The organism is Salegentibacter haimaensis, assembly GCF_054121495.1.
The window spans coordinates 1-12,902 of the sequence record NZ_JBSYGH010000010.1 but is presented as its reverse complement, the minus strand read 5'-3'; the positions used below and the strand labels follow the sequence as shown (position 1 = coordinate 12,902).

General features: G+C 38.2%; 14 protein-coding genes and 1 pseudogene. 9 read left to right on the top strand and 6 right to left on the bottom strand.

Annotated features, from left to right (window positions below; translation table 11 throughout):
• Positions 1-349 precede the first annotated feature (349 nt).
• From ACW6QP_RS10370 to ACW6QP_RS10360, 3 genes are all read right to left on the bottom strand, one after another.
• Positions 350-856 carry a YceI family protein gene (locus tag ACW6QP_RS10370; protein ID WP_457910804.1) on the bottom strand — a complete coding sequence of 169 codons (507 nt, stop codon included), beginning with the start codon at positions 854-856 and terminating at the stop codon, positions 350-352.
• Positions 857-966: 110 nt separating this feature from the next.
• Positions 967-1,542: a YceI family protein gene (locus ACW6QP_RS10365; protein WP_457910803.1), complete on the bottom strand. Its 576-nt coding sequence runs from the start codon at positions 1,540-1,542 to the stop codon at positions 967-969.
• Between the two features lie 46 nt (positions 1,543-1,588).
• Positions 1,589-2,041, bottom strand: coding sequence for a MarR family winged helix-turn-helix transcriptional regulator (locus ACW6QP_RS10360; protein WP_457910802.1), 453 nt, complete (start codon positions 2,039-2,041; stop codon positions 1,589-1,591).
• 164 nt (positions 2,042-2,205) lie between these two features.
• On the opposite strand from ACW6QP_RS10360, the gene ACW6QP_RS10355 reads away from it, so the two are divergent.
• The 5 genes and pseudogenes from ACW6QP_RS10355 (at position 2,206) to ACW6QP_RS10335 (ending at position 5,478) form a co-directional block, all read left to right on the top strand.
• Positions 2,206-2,517: a rhodanese-like domain-containing protein gene (locus tag ACW6QP_RS10355; RefSeq protein ID WP_457910801.1), complete on the top strand. Its 312-nt coding sequence runs from the start codon at positions 2,206-2,208 to the stop codon at positions 2,515-2,517.
• Positions 2,518-2,560: 43 nt separating this feature from the next.
• Positions 2,561-2,752: pseudogene (locus tag ACW6QP_RS10350) on the top strand (S8 family peptidase); the annotation flags it as partial.
• A 204-nt stretch (positions 2,753-2,956) separates the two neighbouring features.
• The gene (locus tag ACW6QP_RS10345) at positions 2,957-3,655 is read left to right on the top strand and encodes a S8 family serine peptidase (RefSeq protein WP_457910800.1); all 699 of its coding nucleotides are present in this window, start codon (positions 2,957-2,959) and stop codon (positions 3,653-3,655) included.
• A 280-nt stretch (positions 3,656-3,935) separates the two neighbouring features.
• Complete coding sequence (locus tag ACW6QP_RS10340; RefSeq protein WP_457910799.1) at positions 3,936-4,622, top strand: outer membrane beta-barrel protein; 687 nt, start codon at positions 3,936-3,938, stop codon at positions 4,620-4,622.
• A 169-nt stretch (positions 4,623-4,791) separates the two neighbouring features.
• Positions 4,792-5,478 (top strand): MCP four helix bundle domain-containing protein, encoded by a 687-nt coding sequence (locus ACW6QP_RS10335; RefSeq protein WP_457910798.1) that lies wholly within the window; start codon positions 4,792-4,794, stop codon positions 5,476-5,478.
• Positions 5,479-5,680: 202 nt separating this feature from the next.
• On the opposite strand, the gene ACW6QP_RS10330 is transcribed toward ACW6QP_RS10335, so the two are convergent.
• A complete protein-coding gene (locus ACW6QP_RS10330; RefSeq protein ID WP_457910797.1) occupies positions 5,681-6,499 on the bottom strand; it encodes a hypothetical protein in 819 nt (272 codons plus the stop codon).
• A 42-nt stretch (positions 6,500-6,541) separates the two neighbouring features.
• Positions 6,542-6,781 (bottom strand): hypothetical protein, encoded by a 240-nt coding sequence (locus ACW6QP_RS10325; protein WP_457910796.1) that lies wholly within the window; start codon positions 6,779-6,781, stop codon positions 6,542-6,544.
• 197 nt (positions 6,782-6,978) lie between these two features.
• On the opposite strand from ACW6QP_RS10325, the gene ACW6QP_RS10320 reads away from it, so the two are divergent.
• From ACW6QP_RS10320 to ACW6QP_RS10305, 4 genes are all read left to right on the top strand, one after another.
• Positions 6,979-8,244 carry a sensor histidine kinase gene (locus tag ACW6QP_RS10320; RefSeq protein ID WP_457910795.1) on the top strand — a complete coding sequence of 422 codons (1,266 nt, stop codon included), beginning with the start codon at positions 6,979-6,981 and terminating at the stop codon, positions 8,242-8,244.
• Positions 8,241-8,945: a response regulator transcription factor gene (locus ACW6QP_RS10315; protein ID WP_457910794.1), complete on the top strand. Its 705-nt coding sequence runs from the start codon at positions 8,241-8,243 to the stop codon at positions 8,943-8,945. The genes ACW6QP_RS10320 and ACW6QP_RS10315 overlap by 4 nt, the downstream gene beginning before the upstream one ends.
• Before the next feature lie 163 nt (positions 8,946-9,108).
• Positions 9,109-10,311: a proline dehydrogenase family protein gene (locus ACW6QP_RS10310; protein WP_457910793.1), complete on the top strand. Its 1,203-nt coding sequence runs from the start codon at positions 9,109-9,111 to the stop codon at positions 10,309-10,311.
• A gap of 426 nt (positions 10,312-10,737) precedes the next feature.
• On the top strand, positions 10,738-12,129 hold the full coding sequence (locus ACW6QP_RS10305) for a redoxin domain-containing protein (protein WP_457910792.1): 1,392 nt from the start codon (positions 10,738-10,740) through the stop codon (positions 12,127-12,129).
• 149 nt (positions 12,130-12,278) lie between these two features.
• Here the strand turns inward: ACW6QP_RS10305 and ACW6QP_RS10300 are convergent, their stop codons facing one another.
• On the bottom strand, positions 12,279-12,521 hold the full coding sequence (locus ACW6QP_RS10300; RefSeq protein WP_457910791.1) for a GIY-YIG nuclease family protein: 243 nt from the start codon (positions 12,519-12,521) through the stop codon (positions 12,279-12,281).
• Positions 12,522-12,902 lie beyond the last annotated feature (381 nt).

Below are 12,902 nucleotides of genomic sequence, written 5' to 3'. Positions count from 1 at the left end.
CCAGGGTGTGATATGGCAGGCCTTCAGCCTGAGGGTGATTGGTGTCGTGGATACAGGGACGGAGCCCCAGGGTGTGATATGTCAGGCCTTCAGCCTGGGGTGATTGGTGCCGGTTATCCCGGGGTGTTGCCTAAAGGTGTGATGTGTCAGGCTTCCAGCCTGAGCTCACTGAGCCTGAACCGGGCTGAGAGGCGCCAGACCTTGGCCTGGACTAATCGAGCCTGAAGGGCTCAAAAACCATAGCCCGGAGCATCGCTCCGGGGGAATAATCCCGCCATTTCATTTCCGAACGAATGTCAATAAAAGAGGCCGCCTAATGGCAGCCTTTTTTACAAAAAAATCCTGTGATTTAATTTAAAAACCTAAGGTCGATATTTAAATCGAAATTATCATAAATGGTTTGATTACCAAGGTTGCTGAAAAAGCTTCCGGAACCATAACGCACATCGAATTTTGAACGGTCGATGCTAAGTTTGGTGGTTGCAGATTCTTCAGAAAAATCAAGATCGAAAGTTACAGGATTGGTCTTTTCTTTTATAGTAAGATCGCCAACCACACCGTAAGTACCATCGTCTTTTTTGGCAACGCTGGTGATCACGAGTTTAGAGGTGGGGTATTTTTCGATTCCGAAGAAATCATCGGAGTTTAGATGACCTTCTAAACCAGCCTTGTCATCTCCGGTTAGATCGGTACAGGTAATAGTAGTCATATCCATTACAAATTCTCCACCTTTGATCTCGTTGTTTTCAAATTCCAGAACACCATCTTTTAAATCGATAGTACCTTCGTGTGAACCCAATACTTTTTTCCCTTTCCAGGCAACATTACTGGCCTGTGCATTTACTTGTTTTTTCATAGTAATAATTTTTCTTTTGAGTTGGGGAATTAGCCTAATGGGATTTGAATTTTAATCCCATTAGGCGGTTTTCATAGCAATTTAATTCCCGGTATTTAATTATAGTCTTCTTAGAACTTAAGTTCTACTTCAAGGTCGAAGTTGTCGTAGATAGTCTTGTCTCCCAGGTTATCGAAGAAACTTCCTGAACCGTAACGCACATCGTATTTTGATCTATCAATTGTAACATCGGCGGTAGCGGTGTTTCCGTTTTTCACCAAATCGAAGGTTACCTGGTTGGTTTTGTTTTTAATAGTAAGATCGGCTACAATCCCATAAACTCCATCTCCTTTATTAGAGGCGCTGGTAATCACCATTTTCGCGTTTGGATGAGTTTGAACTCCGAAGAAATCATCAGATTTCAGGTGACCTTCAAGTTTACCTTTGTTTTCTCCGCTAAGATCCTGCACATCGATGCTGGTCATATCGATTACAAATTCACCTCCGGTGATCTTATCACCATCCATTAATAGGTGACCTTTTTCGAAATCTACTTCACCATAGTGTTGGCCGGTCACTTTTTTTCCGGTCCATTTCACACTACTTTGATCGGCCTTGATTTCCTTCTTCTCCTGTGCGGTAGCGAAAGTTACAGAGGCAAGTACGATTACTGCAGTAGCAGCGCTTTTTAAAAAATTCATTTTCATTTTTATCGGTTTTTGAGTTACTAAATATTTGAGTTTTGGTTTAAATTTATTTTCTGAGTTTGCTTAATTCTTCTGAAAGCTGATTCATTTGCGTTTCGCTGAAGGCTGAAGTAATTTCTGCTTCAACTGAAGCTACCACCGGGTCTACCTGTTCCAAAAATTCCAAACCTTGTAGGGTAATGCTTATCTCAACCTTCCTGCGATTTTCGGGACAAATCACTCTTTTAGTCAATCCTTTTGCGATTAATTTGTCGACCAGGCGGGTGGTGTTGCTCATCTTGCTCACCATACGTTCCTGAATGGTACCAAGATTAGCGGGCTTGCCTTTTTGCCCCCTCAAAATTCGCAGCACATTAAACTGCTGAATACTAATATCAAAAGGCTTTAAAGCTTCAGTTACCTTTTCGTTCATCGAATTGGCTGAAACCAGGACGCTTAATATAAGCCGTCTCGAAGCGGGTAACTTGCTTTGAGTTTTTATATGCTCTTCAATATTCATTTGTTTCAACAACATTTGTAGGTACAAATATAAGACAGATTTACAATTTAGACTTTAAAGGAATGTTAAAGTTTTAAAAGGAAAATATTTTGGTTAGAAAAAATTCTTCAGCAGAGAAAAAAGGAGATTCTTATCTTTACCCTATAAACTTAAAACTATACAGAATGAAAGAGCTTAATCAGGATGATTGGAAGCAGGGAATGCAGCAGGATGAGGATGCTGTAATATTAGATGTGCGCACACAGGAAGAAGTAGAAGAGGGCTATATTCCGGGGGCGCAAAATATCGATATATATAAAGGTCAGGGTTTTGTTGACGAGATCGAAAAGCTAGATAAAGATAAAAGTTACTACGTGTATTGCCGTTCTGGCAAGCGAAGTGAACAGGCGTGCCGCCTTATGGATCAATTAGGCTTTAAGAAGACCTACAATCTGGAAGGCGGATTTATGGAATGGGAAGGAGAAACCGCTGAATAGTATTTGCTTCATTTTCAAATCATTGCCTGGTCGTCAATAAGATATTGTAGTTTTTAATAAGGAGATTACCGGAGATGCCGGGTCTAAATATCCTCAAAACTACGCCAAGGCCCAGGAAGAGGTTTCCAATACAGCCAAACAGGTATTAACACGAGCCGAGGTTCCTGGAGATATCGTTTCAGTTTTCAGTAAAACCATTAACGGTGCTGCCGTAAAACTTTCTTCTGCCGATGTTGAAAAACTTCGCGGACTTAAAGAAGTAGATTTTATCGAAGAAGACAGAATTGTACAGTTTGCACCTCCCTGTGGTACTCCAAATGGAGGACCTTGTGATGGTGATGGTGGAGGAGATGATGGAGGTAGCTCAAATCAGGAAACTCCTTATGGTATCGCTCGTGTAAATGGAGTATCAAGCTATAACGGTTCGGGCGTAGCCTGGGTGATCGATAGCGGAATCGATTTAGATCACGCCGATCTAAATGTAGACGCATCCCGCGGATTCAATGCTTTTACTTCTGGAAAAGACGGGCGATCTGCCGATGATGGAAATGGTCACGGTACTCACGTAGCAGGAACAATCGCTGCAATTAATAATGACATAGGGGTAATTGGAGTAGCTCCAGGAGCAACTGTAATTCCTGTAAAAGTTTTGGATAGCCGTGGAAGCGGATCTTATTCTGGTGTTATTGCCGGGGTAGATCACGTTGCTGCCTACGGAAATTCAGGAGATGTAGCTAATATGAGTCTTGGAGGACCAACTTCAGATGCCTTAGATCAGGCTGTACTTTCAGCTTCACAGCAGGGAATTAAATTTGTATTGGCTGCCGGTAATGAAAGCAGTGATGCGAATAATTCTTCTCCAGCCAGAGTAAACGGGTCTAATATCTATACTATTTCTGCTATGGATTCTAACGATAACTGGGCTTCATTCTCTAACTATGGTAATCCTCCAGTAGATTATGCTGCTCCTGGAGTAGCGGTAAAATCTACCTGGAAGAGCGGTGGATACAACACCATTAGTGGTACTTCTATGGCAGCTCCTCACGCAGCAGGTGTATTGCTTCTTGGAAATGCCAGCACCGATGGGACAGTTAACGGAGATCCTGATGGAAACCCAGACCCTATCATCGTACACTAAAAATCAATTTATCTAATAGATCACTAAGCGCCGGAGAAATTCCGGCGCTTTTTATATACCATATACTCAAGTGGGAATTTTTACGTTAAAAAGATGTATGCGAGACTTTGATTATTTTATATAATTGATATATTTACTCGAGATTCGAGCTTTTGCCCATTACAAGCAGGAAGACTGTAGCAAAGCATAATGACAGGCTCGGGACGAAAAATTATTCTAATTTGAAAGTTGGGTTTTTCCCTGAATTTATTTACGATTAAAGACCAATAAATCTACCGGTATGAAAAAATCATTTTTGTTGATTTTACTAGGGCTATTTAGTTTAACCTACACCCAGGCCCAGGAATATAGTTTTGGAATAAAAGGAGGTGGTAATTATGTGATGGGAGGTTCTATAACAGGAATTAGTTCCGGAGGCACTTTTTTTGATGGAACTGTAGACGCAGATCCTGAATTTGGATTTCACGGAGGAGTTTTCTTTCAATTGAAATTCGGAAAATTCTTTATACGCCCCGAGGCTATGTATCATTCAATGGAGACCACCTTTGAATTTCCTTCGCAGCCGTCGACTTATTCTGTAGAAAAGCTTAGTATTCCCTTGTTATTTGGCTATAACGTATGGGGCCCCATAGATGTATATGCCGGTCCGGCCTATCAGAATATCATGAGCTCTTCTCTTGATGGAACCGAACCACCAAACCAGGTTATAGTTGTACAAAACACTCCTTTAGCCGCACAGGCCGGGGTGAAATTTAATTTTGGAAGATTCGAACTGGATTTTAGATATGACCGTACGTTAGCTACAGCTGAAACACAACCCATAGATATTGTAAATAGTGAATACGGAATAAACCGTGCTAATTTTACCGATTCCCGATTAAACCAATTTTTAGTTAGTTTAAGTTTTAAAATAGGCGACAGTGAGTCAAATCCCGGCAGAAGACGCGGGCGGGGTTGCTATTTTTAGGCCTGAGACTATAAAAATTTAAAAGCCCTGATTTCGAATATGGAAATCAGGGCTTTTTCTATTAAAATAATCTTAAAATATCTGCCTGAAAATTGTTATTTTTAATATCGAATTCTGGCTGAAGCTTTAAGATTACAACTAAACTTTCGCCTGTTTATGGTTTGACATTATGAAAGCATTATATTCCCTTCGCCCTCAAAAAAGAACTGCTTTGGTGTTGCTTCTTTTTATGCTCTTCGTATTCTTTTTAGGATCAAGTTTGCTCGAAAATAATAATCTGAAGAAAATCAATAAGGATATCTCATCGCTGTATGAAGATCGTTTATTGCCGGCCGCTCAAATATATGAGCTTTCAGAATTACTGCATGAGAAGCGAATAATTTTTGAAGAACTCAACGAAAATAATTATCAGTTAAGCCTGGCTGACCGGGAAAATATATTACGTGAGAATGAAAATATTGAGGCTATACTCAGGAAATATGAAAAAACCTATTTGGTAGAAGAGGAACAATATTATCTGAAAGACTTAAAACAAAATCTGGCGGGTTATCTGGAGACCGAAATTTTGATTCTGCACGCATTGGAAACCGGGGATTTGGCTCTCGTAGATGAGTTAATCCACGGCCAGGCCAGAAGAGCCTTCAACGATTCTAACGCCGATTTGCACCGGCTTTCACAAATTCAACCTGAAATTGGCAGGGAGTTAATGACGCATTACCAAAACAGCTTTAGTTTCACCAATGCTTTGTACTATTTAAAAATTAGTCTTACCCTAATAGTGGGGATTTTGATCTTAAGGATGTTGGGAATAGCCAAATTGCTTTCGCAGCAACGCCAGAAATTTGAACTGAATTAAAACATAATTACTTAGTTGCCTGCAAGCAGACTGCTGAAAACCTCAACGGCTACTTCAGCCTAAATGTTTAGGAATATTTCTATACAAATCAGGATCGAAATCAGTTTGGTTTTTCGATTTCTAAACTTTTCCAGAATGAAATTCAACCAAGCCCGGTTGGACCGATTAGTAAGTATTTATAATCTTAGTTGGAAAGTTGCTGCTAGTCCTTAATATACAATTGATTATCCCGCTCAATTTCTTCAATATTCCTGCTTCTGCCTATGCGGTATGCGATTCCCAAATTAAAAAGATAGTCTGCAAAGGCGGCATCTCCATTTCGGGGGCTTCCGGTAGCGATTTCAGTTTGGCGATCGGTCACACTTTGGGGGCGGTTTCTTCGAAGGGCTACAGGTACATTTAGGTTGATGGAGAAATTTTCTTTCATATAACTAATTCCGGGGTCTATAGAAAGCACATTGCCCGGGCGACGAAAACCTCCGCTTTTTCCCAAAACATCTTCTACAGGAATGCCTTCATAACGTAAACCCAATGAGCCTGAAAAATTGGTGGAAAGCGCATATCCCAATCCGCTTCTTACCGCAAATTGATCGGTTACAGACATTATGGCTTCGTTTTCGAGAATTGGATTCAGGGTTTCTCTAAAGGTTCTTATACCATTAGTTTCTCTGGGATTGAAAAGGTAAAATCCGCCGCCGTAAACGAAAAATCTATCTGAGAAGCTGCGATAAAACTGAAAGTCGGCGGTAAATCCAAATCCGCCATCACCAGGCTGTATAGATTGATCAACAGGTCTCACCTGTGGAGAACCTTCTGGCCCAACATTATAGAAAATATCGGTGGCATTATAATTTCCGGTAGGTAATTTAATTCCCAAGCCAATGGCAATATTTCCATTTATATTAGTGATAGGATCCAAAAGCCAATAACCGGCACCTAGTCTAATATCTCCCAATCCCCGGGAAAAAGTCATATTGCGCTCCTGCCTGCCGTGTTCATACAAGCTGGACCGCTCGTTCAAAATAAAAGGCAAAGTGATGGCAGCAAAAAGCCGGTCGCTGAGTCAATAATTCAGGCTAAAATCCCAGGAGTGGGAATAATTTATAACTTCGGTATTATTAGACACTCTATCGGGTTCTTCTTCTGTACCTTTAAAATGCCTAAAAGACTTGAAGTACCGGTAATTCATTCCAAGCTGAAGTTCTCCTTTATTTAATAGATTATTTTCTAATTCCTGACCCAGGCTACAGGAAAAATGCCTAATAGCCACACAGCCCTGGGCGGTAGCGAGATGTGGATACATTAAGAAAAAATTCAGGCCGATAAAAAACAAGAGTTTGGTAGTTTTATGCATATTTAAAATGTTTTTGTCCAAAATAAGAGCATCCTTTTTTTACAGCAGGATAAAGGGAAGTCAAAAAGATTAAGCAAGTATTAAATAGATTAAGGAAGATTTAATTTAAAGGGAGATAGGATAATTTTTAATAATATAGCAGCAGTTTGAAACGCAAAGAAATTTATATCGCTCTTTTTATTATTTCAGTTTTGGGATTGTTTGTTGTGCAATACCAGTACCTGAGAATTGGGCTTAATTTGGCCCAGGTTCAGTTTGAGCGTAAGCTGGAGCGGGTTGCTCAAAACCTAAGAAAAGATCTTTCAGAAGAGAATCAGCTAAGCTTTTTAATTCTTCAATCTTATAACGGAACTAATTATTTTAGCCTAAGCCGTGATAGCCTGCAGGATGCTTCAAGGCATTTCCTCAATGATTTGATTGAAGATAGACTTGCTCATCAAAATATAAAAACGGCTTATTCATTTAGTCTGACTTCTGAAGATGAAAGCATAAGTTTAAGCTCTCCCACCAAATTAGATTCAGAGGCTGAAGCTTTGGTTTATCCTGTAGACCTTATAGGCTATTTGCCTGAAAGTCTTGGGAAAGAATTAAAGTTACACTTAAAGTTTAATAATCTCAATCGCTATTTTCTTTCGCAATTAAACGGGCTATTAATCCCCGGATTACTTTTTTTAGCCATTATTATATTTGTCCTTATATGGGTGTTTCGGCATTTTTATTTGCAGCGAAATATTATAAGTGTTACCCACGATTTTATTAATAATCTTACCCATGAACTTAAAACACCGGTTTTTTCAATTGGGGTCGCTACCAAAATTCTGGAGACTGAGGTTAACCGGGAAAAGCGAACTGTAGTAGCAGGCCATATTCGAAAACAACTGGAGCGTTTAAATCGGCATATAGACCAGGTAATGGAACTTGCAGGATTGGAAAGCAAGAAAAATATTATGCAATTTGAATCTATCGACCTGGAACCTGCCATCCTGGAGTGCTGCAAAAATTTCGAGATGCAGGCAAAACTGGAGGGTTTTAAATTCAGCTATGATTTGACGCCTGGGCCTTACGATGGTCGGTTTGCGATTTCACATATAGAAAATTCAGTAAATAATTTACTGGATAATGCCAGGAAGTATGCAGATTTTCCTGAAATTAAACTCTCAACCCAAATTAAAAACCACCATCTTTATGTTGAGATTCAGGATAATGGCCAGGGAATTTCTGAAAAAGACCAGGCTCGCATATTCAAAAAGTTTTACAGGGTAGGCCAGGGAAATCTTCATAAAGTAAAAGGGTTCGGACTGGGTTTAAGCTATGTAAGGGAAGTGATTCGAAAACATCGCGGAAAAATTGAATTAAAAAGCAAAATAGACCAGGGCACCCTGGTGAAATTAATAATACCTTTAAGATCGTGAAGAATAGAGCTTATAAAATTTTGCTGGTAGAAGATGATGATTCTCTGGGATACCTGTTATCTGAATATCTCAAACTAAAAGCTTTCGATTTAATTTGGAGTCAAACCGGAAAAAAATCCCTTGAGCTGCTCGATAGTCTTAGCTTTGACCTAATAATTCTGGATGTTATGCTTCCCGACATAGACGGTTTTGAACTGGCAAAGCGAATTAGAGTGAATTTCCCCAACCAGGCTTTTATATTTTTAACCGCCCGTTCCATGAAAATCGATGTGCTTAAAGGCTTTTCCCTGGGTGCCGTAGACTACCTGAAAAAACCTATTGATGAAGAAGAACTGGTAACGCGTATTCAGGTGCTATTGTCCCGGTTGCAGCCTACTAATGCTGAAAGCTCTTCTGAAATTTCTGAATATAAATTAGGAGAATACTCGCTAAATCTTAAAAATCAGGAATTAGTCTTCAGAGGTGAACCCATACACCTAACTACAAAAGAACATAAGTTATTGGTTTACCTAATTCAGCAACAAGGTAATTTATGCAGCCATAAGGAAATCCTGGAATTGCTTTGGGGGAAGAATGATTATTTTAACCGGAAAAGTTTAAACGTATTTATTTCACATCTGCGTAAATATCTTAGTCGTGATGACAGGGTGAGTATAGAAAACTCACACGGAAAAGGATTTAAACTAATGGTCAGGGAATAAAGGTTTCAGATTCTTAAGCCTTTCCCAATTTTCTTCAGTATTTAATATTTTATTATACCTCAAATCATAGCAAGATTAACTCAAAGCACCTAAACAGGCAAATATGGGTTAAGCTTTCTATAAGGGCCTTTTAAAAAGTGTTTATAAGAGCTAAGTTCGTGATATGATAAAGCAAAAATTATTTAATGATACCGCTACGGCATTCCGTTTAAAATCAGATTTAGAACTCAAGCGCGCAGTCTTGCTTTTTGGGGTAATGGGAAAACCTTTTCTCATTAAACCGGGCATAGCCTTTACCAAATTTGCCTTAAAGGCCAAACTCCCGGTGCAACCACTAATAAAAAATACCATTTTCGATCAATTTTGCGGCGGCATAAGCATCGATGATTGCAAACCGATTATCAGGGAAATGGATGAGGTAAATCTTTCCAGTATTCTGGATTATTCGGTAGAAGGAAAAGTGAATGAGGAGGAATTTAATTCGGCCTTCGAGGTGAAGAAAGAACTCATTGCCCTGGCCAAAGAACAATCTGAAGTGCCTTTTGCCATTTTTAAACCCACAGCCCTGGGGCGTTTTGAAATCTGGAAAAAATTGAGCAGTAAAATCAGCCTGAATTCTGAAGAAAGCGATGAATGGGAACGTGTTAAAGAAAGAGTGGAAGGTCTTTGTAAGGAAGCCAGCAGACTTGGGGTGAGGTTGTATGCCGATGCTGAAGAAAGTTGGATGCAGGATGCAGCAGATGACCTGATGGAGGAAATGATGCGCAGGTATAATAAAGAAGATGCGTTGATTTTTAATACTATCCAGTGCTATCGTTGGGATAGGCTGGAATATATAAAGCAGCTGCATAAAAAAGCACAAAAGGAAGGTTTTAAAATAGGGGCCAAGGTAGTGCGTGGTGCCTATATGGAGAAAGAAAACAAACGAGCCCGAAAATATGGCAAAAAATCTCCTATATGTAAAAATAAGGAAGCAACCGATGTAAACTTTAACAGCGTAATGGCCTATTGCCTGGACCATTTAGATGATTTTTCGATATTTATAGGTACTCATAATGAGATGAGTAACTATCTGGCCTTGCAGATTATGGAAGATCAAAATATTGCTAAAGATGATCCCAGGGTTTGGTTTAGTCAGCTTTACGGGATGAGCGATCAGATTAGCTATAATCTTGCTAAGCGAGGCTATAACACGGCTAAACTGGTGCCCTTTGGCCCGGTTACAGATGTGGTGCCTTATTTATTAAGAAGAGCCGAAGAAAACTCTTCAGTAAAAGGACAAACCAACAGGGAATTGAGCTTGTTGAATGGAGAAATAAGCCGTAGAAAAGCCACTCCGGAAGTCAAAGAGCAGATTCCGGCCTAAGCTTTTATATTCTTAGATCCCCAACATTCTAAGTTTTAAAATAATCCTGTTCGATTAAATTGGGCAGGATTTTTTATTGTTAAGAAACCTATACCGACAATGGTTGAGAATCTCGAGGCGAGCTGGAATAATATTTTAAATACTGATGAATTTGTGCGAGTGGCCAATAATGAATTTGCATACATTCAAAGCACCTATACTCTGAGGCCAAGTCAGATACTTATAAGTATGAAATTTTCTTTTTAAAGAAATTAAAAAATAAAAAGGCATCCTGAAAATGGACTGCCCTCTGGTATTCCCATTTTGAATTTAATTCGAAAAAAGATACCGGTTAAATTTATGTAACTTAACCAGGTGCGAGTTTATAGCTAGTTTAAGGTTAATCGCTATTCTAATTGAAAATACTAATTAAAAAATGTGTGGTTTTTGAGGTTGACAAAACCTGCGCTTTTTGAATCCCAATTAAAAATGAATAGAATTCTAATTTATTTCGGTTTTATTTTCTTTCTGTTAAGCTGTAAATCCATAGATGAAGATAAAACTGTCGTTGAATTTCAAATAGCAAATATAACCACCAATGAAATTACAATTTCAAATGGATTTCAAGACTATCAACATAAAATTAAAAGTAATAGTAAAGGAACAGTTACTTTAGCTGATACACTTAGCCTGCCATTCTCTGGATACTACAACCTATTTTTTAATCGAAATAGTATTCCCATATACTTAAGGCGCGGAACAAAAACAAAAATTCAAATTGATCCATATTTCTATAACAAAATCTCTTATTCAGGAGATTCTAAAGAAGAAAACGAATACCTGCTTAAAAAATTAAAACTAAAAAAAGCATTTAATGAAAGACCAATTTTCACTAAAAAAGAGGCTGAATTTTTAGAGGAATTATTTAAGTACAAGAAAAATATCGTTCAATCTTTGAATGATGCCGATGTCCAGGCTGATTTTAAAAAGCAGGAAATAAAGCAAATTGATTATGAAATAGCTTCTCAGCAACTTCTATATCCAAAAATACATACTAATCTAAAAGGTGACTATCCAGATTTGAGTGACGATTTTTATAAAAATCTGAATTCATTAGACTTCACTGACACTTTGAGTTATTCACTTTCTCATACCGGTAGATATCCTTCGATGGTAAATTTTTATTATGAGAAATTGGCAATGGATAAACGCAAAGAATATGGGAATAATGTAGTTCTTGCTTACCTAAGAGAAATAGATAAAGATTTTCCAAACGGAGATGTAAAAGATGATCTATTTCGGCGTAAAATGATATATGGATTAAAACAGGGTCCAAACCTGGATAATATTTTTAATCTCTATAAGAATTCACTTAGAAAACAGGAATACATCGATGCTATTACTGAGCAATATTTAGCATTAAAAAACTTACATATAGGCAATGAGGCTCCAAATTTTGCTCTGGAAAGTTTGAATGATGAAATTATAAGTTTAGAGAGCCTAAGAGGGAAAAACGTTTATATAGATGTTTGGGCCACCTGGTGCGGCCCCTGTATTAAAGAACTCCCTGCTTTTAAAAGAATGGCAGAAAAATATGAAGATATAGAATTTGTATCTATTTCAATCGATAGAAAAAAAGATTATGAAAGATGGAAGAGAGTGATTAAAAAATATGGCTTAACCAATACCCAACTGATAGCTTATGATAATTCTGATTTCCAAAAACACTATGCCGTCGTAGAAATACCCAGGTATATTTTAATCGATAAAGAAGGAAAAATAGTGTCTTTAGATGCACCTAAGCCTTCCAATGTAGATTTTGAACGGGTTTTAAATTGATAAGCTTAATCCCAAAAAAACTTGCAAACCCTGTGATTACGGGATTTTTAATTGAGACCTAGAGTATAAAATCAAGAGGGAGTGGCTGTGTTTTCACGAGTGAAGATGGTTTTGCAGGTTTAACTTCCCATTTCTCTAGTATGGTTTATCTAAACGGGTCGTTTATTTAAGAAAGCTCTGCCTGAACCTGTTTTTAGGTGTTTTTCAAAAGCAAAAGCCTTATATTTATCTTGGCAAACAATTTGTGCGATCTGAACTTCCGGTAATCTATATTGGGTAGACTCCACTTTTCCTGTATTATGTTCCTTATTTCTACGGGCAAAATTAGAGGTACAACCAATGTAAATTAAATCGTCACTACATCTTAGTAAATAAACAGTCCAATTATCCATTTTTTTTAAAATAAATCACAGTGGACTGTGTTCACAGAAGCTCGCCAGAGTAAATCAAAATTAGGGAAATGGTCTAAAAAAAAGCTCGCCTTCGCTCAAAAAAAATGAGCTTCGGCGAGCGAAGGTGGAGTCGGAGGGAACGACCATTTTTGAAAATTTACTGCATTTAAAGGTCTTACCAGAGGCCTCTAAAAATTGGTCACCGGATTGGTCTCGCTTTAACAAAATTTAACTTTTTGGAAGATGCAATTGTACATTTTTCTTTCGTATGCCTATAAAACTATATGGTTAAATAAATCTAATATGTAATAGCTCCGATCTTGTCTGACAGTTAAGAGTTTTTTTAGGCATTTTGATTCTTGGAATAATTCTGATTTAGGG